This is a genomic window from Paenibacillus sp. GM1FR (assembly GCF_002803315.1).
GTDB lineage: Bacteria > Bacillota > Bacilli > Paenibacillales > Paenibacillaceae > Paenibacillus > Paenibacillus amylolyticus.
The window spans coordinates 67663-91346 of sequence record NZ_MKZL01000044.1 but is presented as its reverse complement, the minus strand read 5'-3'; the positions used below and the strand labels follow the sequence as shown (position 1 = coordinate 91346).

Here is a 23684-nt window from a genome sequence, read left to right as displayed (position 1 = left end):
AACACCCTGGTTCATTGATCCACGATTGTATATCCGGCCGGCTGACGGCCCATGACGAGGTGATTTGATGTCCGATTTGCTTAGAACACCACTCTTCCCACTGTATCAGCAATACGAAGGCGTACGGTGCATTGATTTTGGAGGCTGGGAGCTTCCGGTACAATTTAGCGGAATCCAGAAAGAACATGAAGCAGTACGCGAGCGCGCGGGACTGTTCGATGTATCCCATATGGGCGAATTCACAGTACAGGGTGAGCAGGCTGAAGTTTTTTTGCAACAAATGATGACCAATGATGTGACCACGCTGGTTCCCGGTCAAGCCCAGTACACCCTGATGTGTTATCCAAATGGCGGTGTGGTGGATGATCTGCTCGTGTATAAGCTGGAAGATCAGCATTATATGCTTGTGGTTAACGCCTCCAACATCGACAAGGATTGGGCGTGGCTGCAAGAGCACTTGATCCCCGGCGTAAGTATGACCAACGATTCGGAGCAAACGGCGCTGCTCGCCTTGCAAGGTCCACTGGCTGTAGACATTATCGGGAAAGTTACAGATACGGATGTAAGCTCGATTGAACCGTTTCGTTTTGTGCAGGATGCTGAAGTATGTGGAGTAAAATTACTGTTGTCCCGTACCGGATATACCGGTGAAGATGGCTTTGAACTATATGTTCCTGCGGACCAGGCTGCTGTGGTCTGGAATGGATTAATGCAAGCCGGTGAAGGTCACGGACTTGTACCGACAGGCCTCGGTGCTCGGGATACACTGCGCTTTGAAGCAAAGCTCCCTCTGTATGGACAGGAATTGTCGGCAACTATCTCTCCACTCGAAGCTGGCGTTGGCATGTTTGTGAAGCTGAATGCCGGACCTTTTATAGGACACGAAGCCTTGTTACAGCAAAAAACTAACGGGCCCGCCCGCAAACTGGTCGGCATCGAAGTGTTGGAGCGCGGTATTCCCCGCCCCCACTATCCGATTTACGCCGAAGGCGTACAGATTGGTGAAGTGACAACAGGCACGCAATCACCTACATTGAAGCGTAATCTGGGGCTTGCCCTCATCGACAGCAAATACGCTGCGCTGGGAACCCCGCTTGAGATTGAGATCCGCGGCAAGAAACTAAAAGCCGAGGTCGCGAAGACCCCTTTTCATAAACGGACACGTACGTCGAAGACACCTACTCAAGGAGCTGATCAAGCATGAGCAAGCACCGTTATATTCCCATGACTGAGCAAGATCAGAGCGCCATGCTCGCAACCATCGGTGTGGATACGCTGGAGGATCTGTTTCAGGACATTCCGCAGGAGATCCGTTATCAGGGCGAGCTGCCCGTATCCTCCAAACTTGATGAATATGCGCTGACACGTCACATGTCCAAACAAGCCGGCGCCAACGCCAATTTTGAAACACACGCCAGCTTCCTCGGCGCAGGCATATATGATCATCATGTTCCTTCCGTCATCAATCATGTCATTTCCCGTTCCGAGTTTTACACTGCCTACACACCTTATCAGCCTGAGATCAGCCAAGGTGAACTACAGGCCATTTTCGAATTTCAATCCTACATCTGTGAATTAACCGGTATGGCTGTAGCCAATGCCAGCATGTATGACGGCGCAACAGCTTTTGCGGAAGCCGGTAATCTCGCCGCAGCAGCAACACGTCGCAAACAGCTTATCGTATCCCGTACCGTTCATCCGGAAGCCCGTCAGGTATTGCAGGCATATGCGCACGGACTCCGTCTGGAGATTGTCGAGATTGGTTATAAGGATGGCGTCACTGATTGGGATGCCCTGCAAGCAGCCATATCCGACGATACCGCTGCTGTCATGATCCAGAGTCCGAACTTCTTTGGTGCCGTGGAAAATGTGAAGCAGGCTGCCGACCTCGTGCATGCGCACAAGGGCCTGCTCGTTGTAAGTGCCAACCCGCTATCGCTGGGTCTGCTGGAAGCCCCAGGCAAGCTGGGTGCCGACATCGTTGTAGGTGATGCGCAGCCCCTCGGCATCGCCGCTTCACTCGGCGGTCCAACATGCGGATATTTCGCTGTATCCCAGCCTCATATGCGCCGAATTCCTGGCCGAATCGTAGGCCAGACCACGGATCGCAACGGCAAGCGTGGTTTTGTACTCACACTGCAAGCACGTGAACAGCATATCCGCCGCGAAAAGGCGACATCCAACATCTGTTCCAACCAAGCTTTGCTTGCACTCAGCGCATCTGTGTATATGTCCATCATGGGTAAACTGGGTATGATCGATGTCGCGGATCTGAATTTGCAAAAGAGTCATTACACCCTGAATACATTAACTGCAATTCCTGGAGTTAGCCTTACTTTTAATGCACCAACATTTAATGAATTCGTGATTAAACTTCCTGAAGGAACAGACGTGAATGCTCTTCAGTTGAAACTGCTGGATGCGGGCTTTATTGGTGGCTACGAACTTGGACGTGATTATCCGGAGCTTGCCGGACATATGCTGATTGCTGTTACAGAACGGCGCACTAAGGAAGAGATTGACGAATTCGCACGAGCATTGGAGGGATCGCTGTGACTCAGGAAACGACGACAACGACAACATCGGTACAAGGACAATCGGAAGCGAGTACAGCTGTCTCCACTTCGGCTCAATCTGTGTTAGAAAAATTCAACGCACAGACCTTATCTCCTGCTTCGGAACAATCATTGATTTTTGAACTCAGCAGCCCTGGACGTGTCGCTTATTCCTTGCCAGAATGTGACGTTCCTCGCCAGTCTGCCGATACGTTGATTCCCCGGGAAATGCTCCGTTCGGAAGCAGCGGCACTGCCGGAAGTGTTTGAGGTAGATGTTATTCGACACTATACCGCTCTGTCCCGCCGCAACTTCGGCGTAGATAACGGATTCTATCCACTGGGCTCTTGTACGATGAAATACAATCCAAAGATTAATGAGGATGTTGCCCGTTATAACGGTTTTGCCAAAATCCATCCGTACCAGCACGAATCCAGCATTCAAGGTGCACTAGAACTGTTATATACGTTGCAAAACGACCTTGCAGGTCTGACAGGTATGGACGCTGTGACCTTGCAACCAGCCGCTGGTGCCCATGGAGAATGGACTGGACTTATGATGATTCGTGCCTACCACGAAGGTCGTGGCGAACAACGTACCAAAGTCATCGTGCCTGATTCCTCTCATGGTACCAACCCGGCAAGTGCAACCGTTGCAGGATTTGAGACTGTGACAATTCCGTCCCGTGCAGACGGACTGGTCGATCTGGACGCGCTCCGTGCGGCCGTTGGTTCCGATACGGCAGCATTGATGCTGACCAACCCGAATACACTTGGTTTGTTCGAGAAAGACATTCAGGAGATTGCATCCATCGTACACCAGGCTGGTGGCTTGTTGTATTACGACGGAGCCAACTCCAATGCCATTATGGGCATTACACGTCCGGGTGATATGGGCTTTGACGTGGTGCATCTGAACTTGCACAAAACGATGAGTACACCTCATGGCGGTGGTGGACCAGGTGCCGGACCAGTTGGTGTGAAGAATCGCCTGATTCCATTCCTGCCTAAACCAATGGTGATCAAGAATGATGATGGTATGTATGCATTCGATCGTGAAGGCGATCAATCCATTGGCCGGGTGAAAGCCTACTACGGTAACTTCGGTATATTGGTACGTGCCTATGCCTACATTCGTACCTATGGACCGGAAGGATTGCGCCGTGTATCTGAATGTGCGGTACTCAATGCTAACTATATGATGGCCCGTCTCGCACCTTACTACGAGATTCCGTATCCGGGTGTATGCAAACATGAATTTGTCATGTCTGGTCGGGGGTTGAAGCAATATGGTGTACGCACACTTGACGTTGCCAAACGATTGCTTGATTTTGGATATCACCCACCTACGGTGTACTTCCCGCTCAACGTGGAGGAATGCATCATGATCGAGCCGACAGAAACCGAAAGTAAAGAAACGTTGGATGGATTCATTGATACGATGATACGGATTGCCAAAGAAGCGGAAGAGACACCTGAATTGGTCCTGAACGCACCTTACGGAACACCGGTTACTCGTCTTGATGAGACAACCGCGGCACGCAAACCTGTACTGAATTGTGCTTGCAGTTAAGCACTAAGTGTATTACTAATCATGCTCTTGCTGATGTTAACTACACCAGTAAGAGCATTTTTTTGGCTAGACATTACAGGACCTTTCTCCTCGTACTCCCCTTCTAATTCCTATACGTTCGAGCAACAAAAAAAGCCAGTACCCGCTGTAACAGCGGATACCGGCAAAATCGCTGCATCAATGCAGCTCATTATCGGAAAAAGAAAAACCTCAAATCCGGAGGAAACCCCGGCAAAATTACGCTTGAATGCTTTGAACCAATTCAACAACTTGTTCAGCCGTTTGCATATCCAGAGCTTTAGCAGCCAGTTCCTGCATATCCGCACGGGACAGCTTGGTGATCTGACTACGAGCTGGCAGAATGGAGGTTGCGCTCATGCTGAACTCATCCAATCCAAGACCAAGCAGCAATGGAATTGCTGTTTCGTCTCCTGCCATCTCACCACACATGCCAACCCATTTGCCTTCACGATGCGCTGCATCGATAACCATTTTAACCAAACGCAAAATGGCTGGGTTGTAAGGCTGGTACAGATAAGCCACTCGTTCGTTCATGCGGTCAGCAGCCATCGTGTATTGAATCAGATCGTTCGTTCCGATACTGAAGAAATCCACTTCTTTGGCAAATTGATCCGCCAGAACTGCAGTCGAAGGAATTTCGACCATGATTCCGAGTTGAATGCTGTCAGAAACAGCAATACCTTCAGCAACCAGCTTCTCTTTCTCTTCGAGCAAGACAGCTTTTGCTTCACGGAATTCACCGAGTGTTGCGATCATCGGGAACATGACACGCAGGTTTCCATGTACGCTTGCACGCAGCAATGCACGCAATTGTGTACGGAAGATATCCAGACGGTCCAGACACAGACGAACTGCGCGGAAGCCGAGGAATGGATTCATTTCTTTTGGCAGATCCAGGTATGGAAGCTCTTTGTCTCCACCGATGTCGAGTGTACGAACAACAACAGGTTTACCTTCCATTTTTTCCAGTACCGCTTTGTAAGCATTATACTGAATGTCTTCGGAAGGAAGCTTGTCTCTGCCCATGTACAAGAACTCGGTACGGTACAGGCCTACAGCCTCGCCGCCGTTTTCCAGAACACCCGTTACATCATTTGGTGTACCGATATTGGCTGCAAGTTCAACATGAACGTTGTCCACTGTTACCGTTGGCTCATCACGAAGTTTTCTCCACTCTGCACGTTGTGCATCATACTGTTCCTGTTTGGCACGGTATTCAGCAATAACTTCATCAGTAGGGTTAACCAGTACGTGACCATCCAGACCGTCAACAATAATCATATCGCCTTGTTTCGCTTGAGCCAAGATGTCCTTGGTTCCAACAACAGCCGGAATCTCAAGAGAGCGAGCCATAATTGCCGAGTGAGAAGTACGTCCACCAATGTTAGTTGCAAAACCTTTAACAAATTGGCGATTCAATTGAGCCGTGTCGGAAGGTGTTAGATCCTCCGCAAGCACAATCACTTCTTCATTGATCTCAGCCGGACTCATGAAGTCGATACCAAGCAAGTGATTTAGCACACGTTTGGTAACGTCACGCATATCTGCTGCACGTTCCTGCAGGTATGCACTCTTCATGTTCTCAAACATGGAGATAAATTGCGATGCCGTTTCGTTCAAAGCAAATTCTGCATTGATCATGTCATCCGCAATTCTAGCTTTAACCGGATCAATCAGTTCCGGGTCATTCAAAATGAGCAAATGCGAAGCAAAAATCTCTGCTTTTTTCTCGCCAAGCTCTTGTAAAGTACGCTCTTTGATCGCCTCAAGCTCAGCCTGGGATTTACCCAGAGCTGAGTCGAGTTTCGCGATCTCTGCGTCAACGTCGTTAATTTGGCGTTTTTCTACAGAGTAATCAGGATGCTCCAAGATAAACGCCTTGGCGATAGCAATACCCGCCGAAGCCGCGATCCCGGAGACATTAAGCATTAATTTCGCCCAACCCTTCGTTAACCATAACGTCAGTCAAAGCTTGAAGAGCTTCAGCTTCGCCTTCGCCTTCAACGATGATGCTGATGGTGTCGCCTTGTTCCAATCCGAGGGAAAGAACACCCAGAATAGATTTCAAAGTTACTTTTTTACCGTTAGCTTCTGCAAAGGATTCTGCACCTTTGAATTTGTTTGCTGTATTAACCAGGGCTGTCGCCGGACGTGCGTGGATACCATCTTCGTCTGTAATTCTGAATGTTTGTTGCATTACAATCATCTCACTTTCAGTAGTTTGGTTTAGGCATTGCATATATTTACACTTGCTTGCCATCGTCGTAACACTTCTTATTTTATCTCAATGATTGGCTGTTCGCCAACTTTCAGCACTCCACTCTTCTTCAGAGTTACTGTGGAGCCCTCTGGCAGGTTAGTGAAAATAACTGGTGAAATGATCGAAGGAGCATTTGCTTTGACATACTCCAGATCCACTTCCATAATCGGCTGACCTGCCGATACCAGATCACCTTCCTGTACCAGTACGTTAAAGCCTTGACCTTTCAGCTTCACCGTATTAACACCTATATGAACAAGCACTTCCTTACCACCATCGGACATGATGCCCACGGCATGTTTGCTTGGAAATACATTAAACACTTTACCATACACAGGAGAAGTTATCGTACCATCATGTGGCAAAATTGCGAATCCATCACCTGTCATTTTCTCAGCAAAGACCGGATCAGGTACGTTTGTAATGTCCAGCAATTCACCATTGACTGGCATGACGATATCCTCAGCAACGATGCGCTCGCCCTGCTCACCTTGTGCCTTCTCCTCTTCAGGAGTTGGTTTGGCAGCTGCTGGCGTTGGTGCTGGAGTTCGTCCTGCAATAATATCCTGCATCTGAGATTTGATCGTGTCGGAACGTGTTCCGAAGATGGCTTGAACATTATTACCCACTTCAAGTACACCAGATGCACCCAATTGTTTCAAACGATCTTTTTTCACATTGGATTTCTCATTAACTTCAATCCGCAAACGAGTAATACAAGCGTCCAGATGTTTGATATTCTCTTTGCCACCAAAAGCTTCGAGAATGTTATGTGGCAGGTCATCCGTTGAACCAGAGCCTCCGCCAGATTCGGTTTCAGGCGTTGCATCTTCACGTCCTGGTGTTTTGAGATTGAATTTGCGAATGATAAACCGGAAACCGAAGTAATAGATCACCGCAAGAACCAATCCGACAATAATAACGTCCCACCAAGGTGTACGGTTCGGAATAATCCCGAAGATCAGGAAGTCAATGAACCCACCGGAGAAGGTCATACCGATCTTGACACCCAGAATTTGCATGGTCATGAAAGACAAACCTGCAAAGATACAGTGTACTGCAAACAGGATTGGTGCTACAAACAGGAACGAGAACTCAAGTGGCTCTGTAATCCCTGTCAGGAACGAGGTCAGCGCAGCTGAACCCATGATCCCTGCAACATACTTTTTGTGCTCCGGTCTTGCTTCATGGTACATCGCAAGTGCCGCTGCTGGCAAACCGAACATCATGAACGGGAATTTACCAACTTGGAATGTTCCTGCTGTGAGAGCAACGCCATCACGTAACTGGCTGAAGAAAATCTTCTGATCCCCACGAATAACATCTCCGGCTTTATTTACATACTCACCAAACTCAAACCAGAATGGGGAGTAGAAAATGTGATGCAAACCGAACGGAATCAATGACCGTTCCACAACTCCGAAGATGAATGCCGACAAGGTCGGACTTGTATCTACCATGAAGTGAGATACAGCATTCAGTCCATTTTGAATCGGAGGCCAGATAATCACAAGAAGCAACCCGATTACAAGGGATACTACCGATGTGATAATCGGAACGAAACGTTTACCTGCAAAGAAACCGAGGTAAGACGGCAGTTCGATTTTGAAAAATCGATTGTAACACAGCGCGGCGGCAATACCTATGATAATACCTCCGAACACGCCTGTACTTAATGTTGGGATACCCAAGATGCTGGCATAACCCGGTACTTCACCGATCATGGCCGGAGTAACACCTACCGCAGATCCTAATGTAACATTCATGACCAGGTAACCGATGATCGCTGCAAGACCTGCAACGCCTTCGCCACCGGCCAATCCGACGGCTACACCGACGGCGAACAGCAATGCCAGATTATCAAATACGATCTGACCTGCGTTCATCATAATTGTTGCGATCGAGTTCACCCAAGGGGTGTCGAGCGCCGTTACATATTGCAAGAAATCTGGATTAACCAGCATGTTACCAATTCCGAGCAGCAAACCTGCCGCAGGTAGAATGGCTACAGGCAGCATGAGAGCTTTACCTACTCTTTGCAATACACCAAAAAGCTTTTTGAACATCGCGTCGTTTCTCCCTTTCGTCTAATTTATATGTTGTGATGCAAGCAAGGGAACACAAAAAAGGCATGAATTAATAAAGTAAACTGTGCCAACCTTGGGGTATAGCATACCCTGTACAAGGAAAGAACAATCACACTTTAATTAACTCATGCCTGATCGAGTCAGTAACACGTCGCTTATGTTTATTCAGTTGCTTGATTACGGAAACCATTGTAGCACCAGTTTTAATCTATTGCAAGCCTTTACACCAAAAAAATAAATTCCGCATTCCATCACTGGAATGATCTCACTTATTCTCTTCTTCCTTCCGCTGATTCAGCCTTTGCAGATGAATGGTCAGATAACCTACCTCTGCAGGATAAACCGGCAGTTTCAGTCTTTTCTCCATTACTTTGGTCAGTTTCCATGCAAGCGAGTACATTTCGGGATACTCCAACTTAAGCAGGGAATCCAACTTATGAAGCTCTTCCACTTTGTCTCCACGGCGAACACGCTCAAGGGCGAACCGAAGATGAGTCAGCAAACGAGAGTAATCAAGCGATTCCGTTTCAAACGAATAATCGAGTTGATCAGACACCAGGTTCACCAAATCAGTGATCAATTGCGAATGTTCACGTACCTGGGATATATTTTGATTGGTCATTGCGCTATAGATATGGAGGGCAACAAAACCAATTTCATCCATCCCCAGATCTACACCCATTTTCTCTTTGATCAGACGAACAGCGTATTCTCCCATTCGATATTCTTCAGGATAAATCTCACGGGTTTCATATAAAAATGGATTTTGTATGATAATGCCCTGCTCCTTGCGTTTTAACGCGAAAGAAATGTGATCGGTTAATGCAATATGGATATGTTCATTCAGAGGAACGTCCGTACGCTCTGCAATATACGTAATAACTTCGTTAATAATCTCGATCAGTGCTTCATCCACCTGTGGAAGAAGCTGTTTGTACTGCTCTTGCTCCTGCTGGTTTTTCAAAATAAACATTTTCTCCACAGCCATCAATGGAATGTGATCACTCGGTTTTCGGTTAAAGCCAATGCCTTTACCAATAACAACGACTTCCCCGTGTTCTGGATGCTGTGCAATGATTACATTATTATTTAGCGCTTTATCTACATGCAAGTTGCTCATTGTTTGCACCTCTTTTTCACACCATCTTAGGTGTGATTAAGTCACACCCTGTTACGAACGAAAAGACACCCGGAGCGGGCAAACCGCGCCGGACGTCTCGCTTAAAAAGTAACAAAAATTCGCCTTAAGGTCAATAGAGCAACCATGCAAGATTCGAAGTGCTTCTTACTCGTCAACTCCAGCTCTTTCCACAATCTTGTCGATTATAGAAGGAGTTGTAACAGCCTCGCTCTGTTGAATGGCAACTGGCGCAGGTGTTTTAGACTTCGTAAGGCCCTTAATCAGCTGCTCAACATCGATGCCGGATACACTTTTGAGCATCTCTGGAGCGGTCGCCATAAGTTCGGTAACATAGTTACTCACTCGTGCTGCACCTTCACCTTTACCTGTATCTACCACCGTCAGTTTATCAATGGATGCAATTGGCTCTGCAATTTTGCCAGCCAGTTCAGGCAGCATTTTGACAATGATATCGAGTACAGCTGCTTCGCCAAACTTCTGGAACGCTTCGGCCAGTTTTTCTTTTGCTTCTGCTTCTGCAAGACCACGCAAACGAATAACTTCTGCATCTGCTGTACCTTTGGCAAGTTCCGCATCCGCCATGGCCTGACCTTCAAGTCGCTTCTGCTCAGCTGTTGCTTTGGCATGTGTTTCGATGGAATACTGTACTGCATCGGCTTCACGCATTCTTTTGGCTTTATCCGCTTCGGCAGCCTGCTCTACCGCATAACGATCCGCTTCTGCCTTTTTCTTCACTTCAGCATCGTATTGTTTCTCACGTACGACGATTTCTTTTTCTTGGAGATCGATCTCACGTTCTTTACGAACGAGTTCAACCTTCATTTCTTCTTCCACCACGGTCTGTCTCGCACGAGCTTCATGGATATGGTACGCCTGGTCGGCTTCCGCTTTGGCTGTATCCTGATCCCGCTTAAACGTGGCTACTTTCAGTTCTTTCTCTTTGGCTGCCTCAGCGATATTGGTATCACGCAGCAACTCTGCTTTTTGACCCTGCTCTTCCGCATTGGCCTTCTGAATACGTGCATCACGCATCGCTTCCGCTTCAGCTATCTCGGCATCACGCTTCACAGCAGCAATTCTCGGTTTACCGAGAGCATCCAAGTAGCCCTGTTTATCACGAACATCCTTGATGGTAAATGAAACAATTTGCAGTCCCATTTTCTTCAGATCTCTAGCTGCTACACCTTGAACCTCTTGCGCAAACCGATCCCGGTTCCGATATACTTCTTCCACCGTCATTGTACCGAGGATGGCCCGCAAATGCCCCTCCAGTACCTCCTGTGCTTCGCTTCTCAGCGCTTCTACAGGTTTACCGATGAATTGCTCAGCTGCCGTAGCAACGTCTTCTACAGCGCCTCCAACCTTGATAATAGCTACACCGTCAGCAATAACCGGAACCCCTTGCTCCGTGTACACTTCAGGTGTGGAGACATCCAGCTTGTGGGACAATAAGGAGATAAACTCGGATTGCTGGAATATCGGCAGGATAAATGCACCGCCACCACGAACAATCTTAATTTTCCGTCCAGAATCATCATCGGAGATATTTTTGCTACCCAGGAATGATCCCGTAACGATCATCGCCTCATCCGGTCCGACCGTTTTGTATCTCGCCCAGAAAGCCAAACCTAAAATTAGAATGACACCGACTACAACTATAGGAATCAACAAAACATCCCAATTCAAATTTTCCATTCCACATCTCTCCCCTTATTCATTCATGATGAGTGCTTAATCTACTTAGTTGATAAGAATACTTTATAAATCTTTAAGTACATTTTCATCCCATTCCGACACACGCAGTACACCATCTACAACATCCACCACAACAACACGGGCTCCCGCCGCAATGGGGAGGTGTTCAAAACTGGATGCCGTTTGAATCGTACTACCGGATGCAAAACGAATCATTACTTCGCCAAAACCTTTTTCCGGCACCGGAATGGTAATTTCCCCAATTTTCCCAGATAACTCTTTCATTGAAAATGCAATCGAGACATCGCTGTTACGCATCGGTTTGATATATGCGAAGAATACCAGCATGGCTGCAGCAATACCTATAAGCAGGGATAATATTAGACCCGACATCGCACTTAATGAACTATAACGTGTCAGCAAAATACCTGCCCCACCGAAGGTTGTAATGGAACCAGCTAACACAACGGGTTTGAAAAAATCAAGACCTGGCATTTCGAAGGCTCCGTCCAGCAAGCCATCAATCAAGTCACCCAGCACAAGGCTGACAACCGCAAATATCGCCCCTCCGATTAGACACCCCCAATAAATTGTTTCCATCCCCTGTTCCTCCTCTCTCTGCCGCAAATTCATCCTAACTGAGCATTCCACATGTAAATAAATACGTAGCAAGGGGGGAAATGTTTCAAAATCTTTCCTCAATTGTATTCTGAACCCGATAATGGGTATTATCACGACATTCTGTTCGCCTTGCTTCAAGTTCCTCCATTATTCACGTGTACAGCCGAATACACGAAAAAACCGCAAGCCCCCATGAAGGAGACTTGCGGTTATTGGACAACAGAATGTGTCCTTTCACTTTGCAGTGATTATAGAATTACAGAGAAGCCTTGTAGATGGATACAACATCTTCCCGTTGCAGTTTCTTGAAATTACCGAATGGGCCAAACAGCATCGCTTTGTCAGCCATTACGTCGATCTGGCTGTCATCGATATCGTAATCTGCCAAACGGTTAGGTGCACCAATGGATGTCCAGAATTTGCTGAGCGCATCGATACCTTCTTCAGCAATCTGTCTGTCCGACTTGCCTTCAGGGTTCACTTCGAATACATTAATTGCCAGACGTTTGAATCGATCCACATTCACGTCCAGGTTATGTTTCATCCAGTGTGGGAACAAGATTGCAAGTCCACCGCCGTGTGGGATATCATACACTGCGGAAACCGCATGTTCAATATTATGTGTTGCCCAATCTCCTGCGAGACCCATATTCAGTACGCCATTCAGTGCCATTGTTCCGCAATACAGAATTGTTTCGCGCAGTTCATAGTTCTCCAGGTCTTCAACCAGACGTGGCGCTGCTTCCATGACAGTACGCAGAATCGTCTCACAGAAGCCGAGTTGAACCGGTGTATTGGCATCCAGATGGAAGTAATGCTCCAATACGTGGGACATCATATCCACCATGCCGTATACCGTTTGGTCCAGCGGAACAGTGTATGTATTCACCGGATCCAGGATAGAGAATGCAGGGAATGAGTATGCGCTACCCCAGCCCAATTTTTCTTGTGTATCCTGATTCGTAATAACCGAACCGGAGTTCATCTCCGAACCAGTTGCCGCCATGGTCAATACGGTACCGAGTGGAAGAGCGTCCTGTGCAACGGCTTTGCGCTGAGCAAAATCCCACATATCGCCATCATATTTGGCACCTACAGCGATAGCTTTGGAACAGTCCAGTACACTGCCGCCACCTACAGCGAGAATCAGGTCGATGTTATTTGTTTTACAGAGGTCTACCCCTTTATGCACCGTAGAAAGACGTGGGTTAGGTTCCACACCTGCCAGTTCAGTCACTTCTGCTCCAGCTTCCGTAAGCAAACCGATCACTTGATCGTACAGACCACTGCGTTTGATACTGCCGCCACCATATACAAGCAGAACCCGTTTACCGTATTTCGGCACTTCTGTCTTTAATGCTTCCAGTTGTCCTTTGCCGAAAATCAGCCGGGTTGGATTATAGAATTGGAAAGATCTCATATCTATTGTCGCCTCCAATGGAGTTTAGAATTTTTGTGCAACTCCAATTATAGTACCCTGTTTATAGAAAAACAAATCGATAGTCACTCACTTTATAACAACCCGTTAATCTCCAAATGAGCTCGAAACATCTCGCTTGATGAAGGCAAATTCTCAGCATCTACCCATGTTTCTGAGGCCCATAATCCAGCCTGTTTAAATGCCCGCGGACAATGGATAAAACACTCTTCCACATCTACAATGACAGCCGCACCTATGGTTTTACCACTCCAGCCCATACTGGCGATGAATTCCTCATCCTTAGTAATGGATGCTGTGCCATTAATACGCAGCACTTCATTCATACCCGGAATCAAAAAGAGCATACCAATACCAGGGTTCGACAACATGTTCAACAACGAGTCTATCCGCCGATTGCCTGGGCGTTCGGGATAAACGAGCCGATATGTATCATAGACTTTCACAAATCCTGCTCCATCACCCCGAGGTGACACATCACTTTTTCCATCACGATCGGAGGTGGAGAGGAAAAATAATGGTGACATGGATATAAAGTTCTGAACATGTGAATCCACAAATGAGATTGCCTTGTTACGCACATGTTCATGCGGTTCCCCCACCATGCCTTGCAGTTCCTCTGCATCTGTAATCAATGGAATATTCAATGCCTTCTTTTCCAAATCATTAACCCCATTTCCTCAATTCATCATGGTACTCTAGGACTTCACTCCATTATAACTGGCCCAGAAGCCCATTCCAATGCGCACAAATGACAAAGAACACCCGCTCCTAGTTGGGCGAGTGCTCTTGGTTGTTGATTACTATTCAGTGTATCCCATGCTGCTTACAAAACGACGGAAAGCCTGGCGTCCTGCTTCATCATATTTGTAGACCCCTGCATGTTCCAGAATCTCGGCAAATTTCAAGCCAACTTCCTGCTGTACAATAGCAACGGCTTGTTCTTTGTCCAGTTTAGGACCAAACCGTTTAATCAATTCTTCCGCCCAGCCCAGATGTTTGTTCAACACATGATCAGAAGCTTTGGCAGATTCAGCAAGTTTAGCATCTCCAGCGAGGATATCCGCGATACTGTCCAGTTCTTCTTTCAAACGACCTGGCAGGATGGCGAGCCCCATCACTTCGATCAGACCAATGTTTTCTTTCTTCAGATGGTGCATTTCACGGTGCGGATGGAAAATGCCTTCTGGATGCACATCATTTGTGCGGTTGTTACGCAAGACGAGATCCATCTCATACCCACCGTCTGCACTACGACGAACGATTGGTGTTACCGTATTGTGTGGTACTTGTTCCCCGTCTACTTCACTGAATGCTTCGATATCCACAGTTGAATCACTGTAGATCTTCCACGCTTCATATACGGCGTTACCCGCTTCAAGCAACTCTGCAGGATCGTGTGAAGCCAGACGCATTACGGACATTGGCCATTTCACGAGACTCAATGTAAGTCCAGGTGCATCCGCATGGCGGAAGACTGCCTCTGGCTGTGCATTTTGAATGGCGAACGTATGACGTCCACCCTGGAAATGGTCATGTGTCAGGATAGAACCGCCCACGATCGGCAAATCCGCGTTAGATCCGATAAAGTAATGCGGATACTCCCCGACAAACGCAAGCAGTCTGCGCAACGTATCCTTCGTCAACTTCATCGGCACATGATCATGATGGAAAATGATGCAGTGCTCGTTGTAGTACACATATGGCGAGTATTGGAACAACCAAGGCTCGCTGTTAAGCTCCAACGGAATAACTCTCAGATTCTGGCGAGCCGGGTGATTCACCCGACCAGCATAACCTACATTTTCACGACACAGCTGGCATTTTGGATATACCGGTGGCGGAAGCAATTTCGCCATGGCAATTTCCTTTGGACTTTTCTCCGGTTTCGACAAGTTGATGGTAATCTCCATGTCTCCATAAGCCGTATCCTGTGTCCAGTAAACGTTCTTGGAGATCCGATCCATACGGATATAGTTGGAGTTAATTGACAAGTCATAGAATTGAGATGTGGCCGCCTCAATGCCTTCCGTCTGCTCCGTGTGTCGGAATGCGCGTACCACCTCGGATGGGCGTGCCATCAAATTACCCATGATTTTGGCATCCAGCAAATCACGGAACGTATCGCTATTTTCAGGAATGAGTCCAATGGAAAATCCATAATCAATCAACGTATCCAGCATAGCCTGTGGGCCATCGGGCACATTCGTGTCCAACTCGCCGGCATAAGGCTCTGAGAATCCGAATTGTTCCAGCAAGAGGTTGCGGCTGTAATCCCAATCCGCTTCCTCGATTAATTGTTTCTGCAAGGCAAATGCAACCAGACGTTCAATGGCATGCAGTGCTTCCTGCTGCTCCGGTGTCCGCTCTGTGGCACCTGCTGCAATATGAGTCTGTGACATAAGGTATTCGCCTCCTAGTTTTTTCCGTAGCCGTCAGGACGTGATTGGTGCCAGCTCCAAGCGCTTTGAATAACATCTTCCAGATTGGTCCATTTTGGATTCCAGCCCAGGACAGATCTCGCTTTTGCAGATGAAGCTACCAGCACAGCCGGGTCACCTGCACGACGTGGCTCCTGTACAACCGGGATATCGAGGCCAGTCACTTTTTTAGCTGTTTCGATCACTTGTTTCACCGAGAATCCTGTACCATTACCCAGGTTGAACACATTACTGTTCTCACCTTTGCGAAGATAATCTACTGCACGCAGATGTGCATCAGCCAAGTCGCTCACGTGGATATAGTCACGGATACATGTCCCATCTTCTGTTGCATAGTCGTCACCAAACACGGCGATGTGCGGGCGTTGTTTCAATGCTGTTTGCAGTACAAGTGGAATCAAGTGACTCTCTGGTTGGTGATCTTCACCAATTTTACCGCTGTCATGAGCACCGGCTGCATTGAAGTAACGTAGGGAAACGTATTTGATATCCTGAACTTTATCGAACCATGACATCATGCGCTCCATCATCAGCTTTGTTTCGCCGTATACGTTGGTTGGTTCTGTACGATCGCTCTCTTCGATTGGCACTTTCTCAGGCTCACCGTAGGTAGCTGCTGTAGAGGAGAAGACGATGCGGCGTACGTTCGCTGCATTCATCGCTTCCAACAGACAAAGTGTACCAAACACGTTGTTGTCATAATATTTAACCGGGTCTTTCATACTCTCGCCTACGAGTGAGTTGGCTGCAAAGTGAATGACTGCATCGATTGAATTCTCAGCGAACAGCTTCGCCAGAATTTCTTTGTCACGAAGATCCCCTTCATACAACTTACCGCCGAGCAACGCTTCACGATGCCCTGTCTGCAAGTTATCCAGTACAACAACCTCTTCCCCACGTTCCAACAATGCTGCTACCGTATGAGATCCAATATACCCTGCTCCACCTGTCACCAAAATTGCCATTTTACTTCGCCTCCTTCAATTCTTTAACACCATCACCTACACCGCATACATAGAAATCACCTTTGAGACGGGTACGCGCTTCATATGCAGCGCCCACTTCACTTACAAAACGCTCGACATCATTCTCATGCACAAGTGATACGGTACAACCGCCAAATCCTGCGCCAGTCATCCGAGCACCAAGCGTGCCTGGAATCCGCTGAGCTTCTTCAACCATAACGTCCAGCTCATCACAGCTTACTTCGTACAAGTCACGAAGCGATTCATGAGAAGCGTTCATCAGCTTGCCGAAGGTTTCCAGATCGTTACCCTGCAATGCTTCGACTGATGCGAGCACACGAGCGTTCTCTTCCACAACATGTTGTGCACGCTGTCTTACTTTCTCATCCTTGATCTGATCCTGTAGTGTTACGAACTGCTCTGGCGTCAATTGAGCCAGGTAATTCAGTGCAGGCAGCTGTTCCTTTAAGATGGCAAGTGCCTGCTCGCATTGGGAGCGACGTTCATTGTAGGCCGAATCCACCAGACCGCGGCGTTTGTTTGTGTTACCGATGACCAATTTGTAGGAGCCTGTACGGAAAGGAACCTTTTCGTATTCCAGTGTGTCACACATCAGCAGGATCGCATGATCCTGAGCACCGTTTGCGACAGCGAACTGATCCATGATTCCACAGTTGACGCCTACGAACTCATTTTCCGCTTTCTGGGACAAAAGCGCCAGTTGAACCGTATCAATATCCGATACACCCTCCAGAGACTGAATCGCAAATCCGGTGAGTACTTCCAGAGATGCAGATGATGAAAGTCCTGCCCCGTTCGGAATCTCCCCGTGGTACAGGAAGTCATACCCTTTTGTTACATTCACGCCCTTGCCTTGCAGTTCAACCATGACACCAACAGGATAGTCGGTCCATTCTCCGGATTTTTCCTTACCGATGGAGGAAGTGTCTAGTCCCCCTTCATAAGACATGTTCGTGGAAGCCAGTTGCAACTTGTTGTCCTCGCGCTCACGAATGATCAATGTTGTTCCGAATTCAAGTGCTGCCGGAAGCACGTATCCACCGTTATAGTCAATGTGCTCACCGATCAGATTCACACGCCCAGGGGCATGAAATACACGGATGTCCGCTCCACTCTCTCCGTACTTCTCAATAAACTTTTGTTTCAATTCAGTTACGTTCACTGCTGGTGCACCTCGCCTCGTTGTTGTGGTTTTCTTAATGTTATTATATAAGAAAGCGGTGCCTCTTGTAATGCAACCATGTGTGTTTCATATGGATAAATGTGACCTTAAGGCGTATAATGATCGGAGCATCCCGGAAAGAAGGAAACGACCATGTCAGATCAATCCAACCCCAAGAAAGAATCCCTTGCATCTTCTAACGAAAAAATACAGGAATCACCTTCCGGTAAAAGCGGAGCACTCAGTTATTCGGTTGCCTCCAATCCGGTCTATTATGAACAAGGCGCACTGCATGTCCTGTTTGCCGGAGCAAGCCAGACCCTTCCGGGTCACGCCCTCGGTCCTAAATTGTTTGATTATTATCTGCTGCATTATGTAGAAAAAGGGGCGGGTACGTTCCGTACCGAACTGCACACCTACGAGTTATCCGCAGGTGATTGTTTCCTCATTCATCCCGGGCAACTGGTGAGCTACCAATCCCATGCCCGCAACCCATGGCAATATCGCTGGATTGCCTTCACAGGCAGCCAGGCTGGCCAACATACCGAGGAAGCCGGGTTCCGCCCGGAGAAGTCCGTTTTTCATGCTGGACCATCCTGTGGGATATCCGATTGGCTATCCGTGATGCAGGATGCTTTTGCCGAGCGCAAAGAAAGCTCCCATTTCACATCACTGGGTACGTTATATATGATTCTAGCCGAAGCACAGAATCACCTTTCGCAGGGCCAAACCTTAATTCCAGGTGAATCCTCCATCCGACGTACGGTGAAACAGATGATTCAATATATGTCTACCCAATATGCCTACCCTGTCTCCATTGAACAAATGTCTGCGAGTCTTGGATACAACCGCGCGTATTTATCCCGTATTTTCAAACAGGAAACCGGTCTTTCACCAGTCACCTATCTGCTAAAACTACGGATCGACAAGTCGCGCCAACTCCTGAGAGAACGCCCGGATCTGTCCATCGAACAGGTATCTGCATCGGTTGGACTGCCAGACGCACTATATTTCTCCAAACAGTTCAAACGATTTCACGGTGAAGCGCCTAGCTTGTATCGAGAGAAAATACTGTCCCGTCCACTACATCAGGGGTTACAGCAGAATGCTCAACAAATCAAACGGTGAGCAACACAACGGACGGAACACGTACGACAAAAAAAGGTGCATTCCGCCATTATGGCTAAGATGCACCTTTTATACTTTATTTATTTGTCATCAGGCTCCGGAGACAGGATGGATTCAATCCGTTCCAATTCCTCTGTAGAGAAATCCAGCTGACTGAGCGCAGCCACATTCTCTTCAATCTGGGAAGGACGACTTGCGCCAATCAGCGCGGAAGTTACCCTGCCATTACGCAGCACCCATGAGAGTGAAAATTGGGCCAAACTCTGACCACGGGCTGCTGCAATCTGGTTCAGCGCACGCACTTTGCGGAGCGTCTCTGGAGAGATGTTGTTTTCATTCAGGAATACCGACGGTCCTTTGGCACGTGAGTCTTCCGGGATACCATTCAAGTATTTGTTCGTGAGCACACCTTGTGCCAATGGACAGAATGCAATACTGCCTGTTCCATACTCATCCAGCACGTCCTGCAAACCATCTTCAATCCAGCGGTCCAGCAGCGAGTATTTCGGTTGATGGATTAACAGGGGCGTACCCAGACCTTTCAGAATTTCGGCAGCCTGTCTCGTCTGCTCTGCGGGATAGTTGGAGATCCCTACATAAAGGGCTTTGCCCGAGCGAACAATATGATCCAGTGCCATCATCGTTTCTTCCAAAGGTGTTTCGGGATCATAACGATGTGAATAGAAAATATCCACATAATCCAGGCCCATACGCTTCAAGCTCTGATTCAGACTGGATACCAGATTTTTGCGTGAACCCCACTCGCCATACGGTCCGGGCCACATATAATACCCCGCTTTGGTGGAGATCACCAGTTCATCACGATAAGGTTTCAGATCCTGGGCCAGTACCTGTCCAAATAACTGCTCTGCCGAACCTGCCGGTGGGCCATAGTTGTTGGCAAGATCAAAATGTGTAATACCCAGATCAAATGATCGGGTAATCATATTACGACCATTCTCAGCGTTATTGATACCGCCAAAATTATGCCACAGCCCCAGTGAAATCGCTGGCAGTTTCAAACCTGAACGTCCAACGCGGTTATATTTCATCGTTTCATAGCGAGTATCGCTTGCTACGTAGACCATTATGAATCCCTTCTTTCCCCAGGTTCCGCCTCTTGTATCCGGTCTATACCGGAGAATGCGGTTATTCAGTACATACGTTCAACCAAGAAGCTGGTCCACAATATTCATTACCTCGCCAATCGGCTCTGTAATCAGCAAATCAGCCCTGCGGTCGTAAGCGGTAGGTGTAGCGTTGAGCAGAACGGTATGTTTTCCCTGAAAATACGTAATTAACTGGGCCGCCGGATATACCGTCAGTGACGTGCCTCCCACGAGTAACAGATCTGCAGAAGACAGTGCATCAATGGAACGATACAATGTCGTCTGATCCAGCTCCTCTTCGTACAGCACCACATCCGGTTTGATCACACCACCACATGTGGTACAGCGAGGCACGGTATCTTTGGACTGTATAATATCATTTAGCGTATAAAACTGCTTGCAATCCATGCAGGCATTACGATGAATTGAACCGTGAAGTTCAAAAACATTGCTGCTGCCTGCCTTCTGATGTAGTCCGTCGATATTTTGCGTGATCACTGCCTGAAGTTTTTCCGCCTGCTCCAGACGGGCCAATAGTCGATGACACCCATTCGGTTCCGCATCTGGATGAAGCATTTTGCCACGATAAAAATCATAAAAAATATCGGCATGTTGATCAAAAAAATGTCGGCTTAACAACTCTTCCGGTGGATAAGGCGAATGCTGCTCCGTCTGATACAGACCCGCAGCGGAGCGGAAGTCGGGAATCCCGCTTTCCGTTGAAGTCCCGGCCCCTCCGAAAAAAACAATCCGGGAGCTCTCCTGAATCCAGGCAGCCAGTTGTTCTGTTGCGTTCATCCTCTCTCCTCCTTTTATTTACTATATAAATTGAACTAAAGAATATTTACACTGACCACTCCGAGGACAGAACAACCTTCCGATCGCTGTTATCCACAGATTTTTTTTGATTCCTTTCCTAAGGGGAAAATCCGAGGATAAAGGCGAACACTCCGTTTCTTCAGGTTATTTCTGTCCTCTCCATTTCGTGTAAATGTTAGTTCAATTTATATAGTCCAATCAGGTCAGGGTGACTTATAAAATCACGCTTATCTCATTATAATGACGAATAATGGCATGGGCATCAACCAGGTGAGATCCTTGATCTAACTGCGGACAGTAACCGAGGGTATAGGATACCTCTGCGTGACGCCCCATCTGCATATCCCCATTGCTGTCTCCAATTACAACGGCCTCCGCAGGATCGATATGTAATTCACGGCAAGCCAAGAGTGCTGCTTCTCTATCCGGTTTGCCCTGGGTCACCTGATCACAGCCCACAATGGATGTGAAAAAGGAACGAATCCCCATCCAATCCAGATGTGTTTCTGCTGCCGCTGTACTATCTGAAGTGACGACCGCCAGTGGTATGTCTGCTGCCCTGCATTTCTGCAAGAAATCCAGCAATCCTGACATTGGTTCAGCGGATTTGCGCTCTCTTACCGATCTCATGGCTACACTTGAAAATTGGCGTATCGTTGTGATCGCTTCATTCCATGGTATGCCTGCTGCATATAGTTGCCCGGCAAGCAATCCCGTGCACTCATCCACAGTCGCAATGGCCAGCGGGCCTTGAGGATCATAGCCGACAATGTGACCTTCTGCATTATGAATGGTGCCTAAGACGTGCTCCCGTTCAACCGTAAATGAAGCTCCGAGTTCATTCATACGTGATTGCAACTGATCCAGTAATGCCTCTGCCCACGGCCCCCATAGCTGGAGGAATTCCAGCAGTGTTCCATCTTTATCGAACAGGATACCTTTACATGGGATCTGCGCTCCATTCACTTGAAGCATGGTCATCCATATCACCTCCATTAAGTTATGCTATAAATGCATTCAACCCTTAATGCAGAATAATCAAAACCTACTTCATGGTACTTAACCAAGCGAGTACAGTCTTGACCGTCTGATTCAGCTGTTCTTCTCCACTCACTTCCGGCTCGCCATCTCCTTTTTGATGACCATAATCACCGAACTGGGCGTGGTTTCCACCTTCAATCGTGTAGTATACCGTCTCCACGGGCAAATACATACGTCCACTCTGATACTTGGTCATATTCACAACCTCATCTTTAGTACCCAAAATGGATAATGCAGGTATTCCCAGTGTCATTACACTCCCTTTTTCATCCGGGTAAGATGCCAAGAAGAAGATCCCGTGAAGTGCATCAGGATGTGCGGCTACATAACGTGCAGCCATCGACCCGCCGAGAGAGTGTCCACCCATAACAAATTGTTCGTCCGGATATGCGGCCAAAATCTCATCTGCCAAGTTTGGCTTAAGCACTGCCAGATTAACTGGCATCTTGGCAATAATCGTGTGATGACCGGCAGCAGCCAGCTCATGGGCAAGTGGTGCATAACTTTCCGGTTTTACCAGTCCACCAGGGTAGAACAGAACGCTCTTACCAGTCGGTTTATCTGGCACAAAATCAATCCAGTTCTCTTGTTCGCTCACGGTCACCTTATTGGCTGTTTCCATGGCCGCTTGGGCTGTTTCCTGTGGACCGTATGGTGTGAATAATTTCCACGCAACAAATCCACATCCAATGACAATGAGCGCCAGAAGTACGAGCAGGAATTTCCCAATGCCCCTCTTCTTGCGCCCTGTATTATACCGATTTCTCAACGTTAATCACCTTTCTTCACTTCCGCAGGTGCCGCGGCTACAGAATTGGGAGCCTTTGTCCATCAGGCTCCCCTTCTACGAATTGAAAAATATTATTCAGCCTTGGCCTTGCGGTAAGCATCCATATATTGTTCCGCTTTGCGACGGACATGACTCAGGTCACCCGTCTTCACAGCTTCCGATGTCAAGTCGGAGCCGATCCCTACAGCCACTGCTCCACCCTTGATCCAATCCCCCAGATTAGACAAGGATACCCCGCCAGTTGGCATAAAATTCGCCTGTGGCATAGGGCCCTTCATCGTTTTGATAATCGAAGGATCATATAGATTACCCGGGAACAACTTCACAATGTCCACGCCAAGTTCCAATGCGCGTTGAACATCAGCAATCGTCATCACACCCGGCAGAATCGGAATTCGATACAGGTTGCAGATCTGAACCGTATCCGGGTTCAGGGAAGGTCCAACTACAAACTCGGCACCCGACATGATAGCCGCTCTCGCCGTTTGCGGTTCGAGCACCGTTCCCGCACCAATAATCGCGAATTTCTCTGGATCTTGTGTGTTCCAATGGTATACACGGCTTAATTTTTCAATGGCTTTGAGTGCACTGGGTACTGTCATCGTAATCTCGATAACTTTAATGCCACCCGCAATCGCTTGCTCGGCCATGGCAATGACTTGATCCGCAGAATCTGCACGCAGAACTGCCACAACCCCATTGTCCGTAATCTTTTGCAACAGCTGAAGCTTCTTCATTTCATTCTCTCCCTTGTCAATGTGGTGGTTGTGTATACAAGCCTTACATTTAAGAACGAAGATGAGCCATATATGATTTCA

Annotated in this window: 20 protein-coding genes; 4 read left to right on the top strand and 16 right to left on the bottom strand. The window is 47.7% G+C overall.

Going from position 1 to position 23684, the window contains the following annotated elements; all coding sequences use genetic code 11:
• The first annotated feature begins 67 nt into the window (after nucleotides 1-67).
• The 3 genes from gcvT to gcvPB all read left to right on the top strand — a co-directional run bounded on the left by gcvT (nucleotide 68) and on the right by gcvPB (nucleotide 4127).
• Nucleotides 68-1204 (top strand): glycine cleavage system aminomethyltransferase GcvT, encoded by a 1137-nt coding sequence (gene gcvT / locus PAEAM_RS22910; protein WP_100529084.1) that lies wholly within the window; start codon nucleotides 68-70, stop codon nucleotides 1202-1204.
• Nucleotides 1201-2556 carry an aminomethyl-transferring glycine dehydrogenase subunit GcvPA gene (gene gcvPA / locus PAEAM_RS22905; RefSeq protein ID WP_100529083.1) on the top strand — a complete coding sequence of 452 codons (1356 nt, stop codon included), beginning with the start codon at nucleotides 1201-1203 and terminating at the stop codon, nucleotides 2554-2556. The genes gcvT and gcvPA overlap by 4 nt, the downstream gene beginning before the upstream one ends.
• An 80-nt stretch (nucleotides 2557-2636) precedes the next feature.
• A complete protein-coding gene (gene gcvPB / locus PAEAM_RS22900) occupies nucleotides 2637-4127 on the top strand; it encodes an aminomethyl-transferring glycine dehydrogenase subunit GcvPB (RefSeq protein WP_100529258.1) in 1491 nt (496 codons plus the stop codon).
• Between the two features lie 237 nt (nucleotides 4128-4364).
• Here gcvPB and ptsP read toward each other — a convergent pair whose 3' ends face one another.
• From ptsP to PAEAM_RS22845, 11 genes are all read right to left on the bottom strand, one after another.
• Nucleotides 4365-6077, bottom strand: coding sequence for a phosphoenolpyruvate--protein phosphotransferase (ptsP, locus tag PAEAM_RS22895; RefSeq protein WP_047844045.1), 1713 nt, complete (start codon nucleotides 6075-6077; stop codon nucleotides 4365-4367).
• Nucleotides 6070-6345 carry an HPr family phosphocarrier protein gene (locus PAEAM_RS22890; protein WP_036617010.1) on the bottom strand — a complete coding sequence of 92 codons (276 nt, stop codon included), beginning with the start codon at nucleotides 6343-6345 and terminating at the stop codon, nucleotides 6070-6072. Before PAEAM_RS22890 ends, ptsP begins: the two co-directional genes overlap by 8 nt.
• Nucleotides 6346-6422: 77 nt before the next feature.
• Complete coding sequence (gene ptsG, locus PAEAM_RS22885) at nucleotides 6423-8474, bottom strand: glucose-specific PTS transporter subunit IIBC (protein ID WP_036617007.1); 2052 nt, start codon at nucleotides 8472-8474, stop codon at nucleotides 6423-6425.
• A gap of 286 nt (nucleotides 8475-8760) precedes the next feature.
• Complete coding sequence (glcT, locus tag PAEAM_RS22880) at nucleotides 8761-9615, bottom strand: glucose PTS transporter transcription antiterminator GlcT (RefSeq protein WP_036617005.1); 855 nt, start codon at nucleotides 9613-9615, stop codon at nucleotides 8761-8763.
• Nucleotides 9616-9780: 165 nt separating this feature from the next.
• Nucleotides 9781-11331, bottom strand: coding sequence for a flotillin family protein (locus tag PAEAM_RS22875; RefSeq protein WP_100529082.1), 1551 nt, complete (start codon nucleotides 11329-11331; stop codon nucleotides 9781-9783).
• Between the two features lie 63 nt (nucleotides 11332-11394).
• Nucleotides 11395-11931, bottom strand: coding sequence for an NfeD family membrane protein (locus PAEAM_RS22870; RefSeq protein ID WP_047844048.1), 537 nt, complete (start codon nucleotides 11929-11931; stop codon nucleotides 11395-11397).
• Between the two features lie 277 nt (nucleotides 11932-12208).
• Nucleotides 12209-13372 (bottom strand): iron-containing alcohol dehydrogenase, encoded by a 1164-nt coding sequence (locus PAEAM_RS22865; RefSeq protein WP_100529081.1) that lies wholly within the window; start codon nucleotides 13370-13372, stop codon nucleotides 12209-12211.
• A gap of 92 nt (nucleotides 13373-13464) precedes the next feature.
• Nucleotides 13465-14037 carry an MSMEG_1061 family FMN-dependent PPOX-type flavoprotein gene (locus PAEAM_RS22860; RefSeq protein WP_279303105.1) on the bottom strand — a complete coding sequence of 191 codons (573 nt, stop codon included), beginning with the start codon at nucleotides 14035-14037 and terminating at the stop codon, nucleotides 13465-13467.
• A 156-nt stretch (nucleotides 14038-14193) separates the two neighbouring features.
• The gene (locus tag PAEAM_RS22855; protein WP_100529080.1) at nucleotides 14194-15792 is read right to left on the bottom strand and encodes a UDP-glucose--hexose-1-phosphate uridylyltransferase; all 1599 of its coding nucleotides are present in this window, start codon (nucleotides 15790-15792) and stop codon (nucleotides 14194-14196) included.
• 14 nt (nucleotides 15793-15806) lie between these two features.
• Nucleotides 15807-16796, bottom strand: coding sequence for a UDP-glucose 4-epimerase GalE (gene galE, locus PAEAM_RS22850; RefSeq protein WP_017686840.1), 990 nt, complete (start codon nucleotides 16794-16796; stop codon nucleotides 15807-15809).
• A gap of 1 nt (nucleotide 16797) precedes the next feature.
• A complete protein-coding gene (locus PAEAM_RS22845; protein ID WP_036674508.1) occupies nucleotides 16798-17979 on the bottom strand; it encodes a galactokinase in 1182 nt (393 codons plus the stop codon).
• Between the two features lie 153 nt (nucleotides 17980-18132).
• On the opposite strand from PAEAM_RS22845, the gene PAEAM_RS22840 reads away from it, so the two are divergent.
• Nucleotides 18133-19107 carry an AraC family transcriptional regulator gene (locus PAEAM_RS22840; protein WP_243391440.1) on the top strand — a complete coding sequence of 325 codons (975 nt, stop codon included), beginning with the start codon at nucleotides 18133-18135 and terminating at the stop codon, nucleotides 19105-19107.
• An 80-nt stretch (nucleotides 19108-19187) separates the two neighbouring features.
• Here PAEAM_RS22840 and mgrA read toward each other — a convergent pair whose 3' ends face one another.
• The 5 genes from mgrA to PAEAM_RS22815 all read right to left on the bottom strand — a co-directional run bounded on the left by mgrA (nucleotide 19188) and on the right by PAEAM_RS22815 (nucleotide 23603).
• Complete coding sequence (gene mgrA, locus PAEAM_RS22835; RefSeq protein ID WP_036616991.1) at nucleotides 19188-20195, bottom strand: L-glyceraldehyde 3-phosphate reductase; 1008 nt, start codon at nucleotides 20193-20195, stop codon at nucleotides 19188-19190.
• A 78-nt stretch (nucleotides 20196-20273) separates the two neighbouring features.
• Nucleotides 20274-21014: an NAD-dependent protein deacylase gene (locus tag PAEAM_RS22830; protein WP_100529079.1), complete on the bottom strand. Its 741-nt coding sequence runs from the start codon at nucleotides 21012-21014 to the stop codon at nucleotides 20274-20276.
• Between the two features lie 234 nt (nucleotides 21015-21248).
• Entirely contained in the window at nucleotides 21249-22016 is a 768-nt protein-coding gene (locus PAEAM_RS22825) for an HAD family hydrolase (RefSeq protein WP_100529078.1), read from the bottom strand.
• 64 nt (nucleotides 22017-22080) lie between these two features.
• Entirely contained in the window at nucleotides 22081-22845 is a 765-nt protein-coding gene (locus PAEAM_RS22820; RefSeq protein WP_100529077.1) for an alpha/beta fold hydrolase, read from the bottom strand.
• A gap of 92 nt (nucleotides 22846-22937) precedes the next feature.
• Complete coding sequence (locus PAEAM_RS22815) at nucleotides 22938-23603, bottom strand: bifunctional 2-keto-4-hydroxyglutarate aldolase/2-keto-3-deoxy-6-phosphogluconate aldolase (RefSeq protein ID WP_017686833.1); 666 nt, start codon at nucleotides 23601-23603, stop codon at nucleotides 22938-22940.
• Nucleotides 23604-23684: the final 81 nt, after the last annotated feature.

What these genes read in the sequence shown, in the direction of transcription:
- PAEAM_RS22865 (WP_100529081.1), bottom strand. Translation starts at nt 13,372, where the DNA reads ATGAGATCTTTCCAATTCTATAATCCAACCCGGCTGATTTTCGGCAAA.
- ptsP (WP_047844045.1), bottom strand. Translation starts at nt 6,077, where the DNA reads ATGCTTAATGTCTCCGGGATCGCGGCTTCGGCGGGTATTGCTATCGCC.
- mgrA (WP_036616991.1), bottom strand. Translation starts at nt 20,195, where the DNA reads ATGGTCTACGTAGCAAGCGATACTCGCTATGAAACGATGAAATATAAC.
- PAEAM_RS22825 (WP_100529078.1), bottom strand. Translation starts at nt 22,016, where the DNA reads ATGACCATGCTTCAAGTGAATGGAGCGCAGATCCCATGTAAAGGTATC.
- gcvPA (WP_100529083.1), top strand. Translation starts at nt 1,201, where the DNA reads ATGAGCAAGCACCGTTATATTCCCATGACTGAGCAAGATCAGAGCGCC.
- PAEAM_RS22890 (WP_036617010.1), bottom strand. Translation starts at nt 6,345, where the DNA reads ATGCAACAAACATTCAGAATTACAGACGAAGATGGTATCCACGCACGT.
- PAEAM_RS22830 (WP_100529079.1), bottom strand. Translation starts at nt 21,014, where the DNA reads ATGAACGCAACAGAACAACTGGCTGCCTGGATTCAGGAGAGCTCCCGG.
- galE (WP_017686840.1), bottom strand. Translation starts at nt 16,796, where the DNA reads ATGGCAATTTTGGTGACAGGTGGAGCAGGGTATATTGGATCTCATACG.
- glcT (WP_036617005.1), bottom strand. Translation starts at nt 9,615, where the DNA reads ATGAGCAACTTGCATGTAGATAAAGCGCTAAATAATAATGTAATCATT.
- PAEAM_RS22870 (WP_047844048.1), bottom strand. Translation starts at nt 11,931, where the DNA reads ATGGAAACAATTTATTGGGGGTGTCTAATCGGAGGGGCGATATTTGCG.
- PAEAM_RS22875 (WP_100529082.1), bottom strand. Translation starts at nt 11,331, where the DNA reads ATGGAAAATTTGAATTGGGATGTTTTGTTGATTCCTATAGTTGTAGTC.
- ptsG (WP_036617007.1), bottom strand. Translation starts at nt 8,474, where the DNA reads ATGTTCAAAAAGCTTTTTGGTGTATTGCAAAGAGTAGGTAAAGCTCTC.
- PAEAM_RS22840 (WP_243391440.1), top strand. Translation starts at nt 18,133, where the DNA reads ATGTCAGATCAATCCAACCCCAAGAAAGAATCCCTTGCATCTTCTAAC.
- PAEAM_RS22855 (WP_100529080.1), bottom strand. Translation starts at nt 15,792, where the DNA reads ATGTCACAGACTCATATTGCAGCAGGTGCCACAGAGCGGACACCGGAG.
- PAEAM_RS22815 (WP_017686833.1), bottom strand. Translation starts at nt 23,603, where the DNA reads ATGAAGAAGCTTCAGCTGTTGCAAAAGATTACGGACAATGGGGTTGTG.
- gcvT (WP_100529084.1), top strand. Translation starts at nt 68, where the DNA reads ATGTCCGATTTGCTTAGAACACCACTCTTCCCACTGTATCAGCAATAC.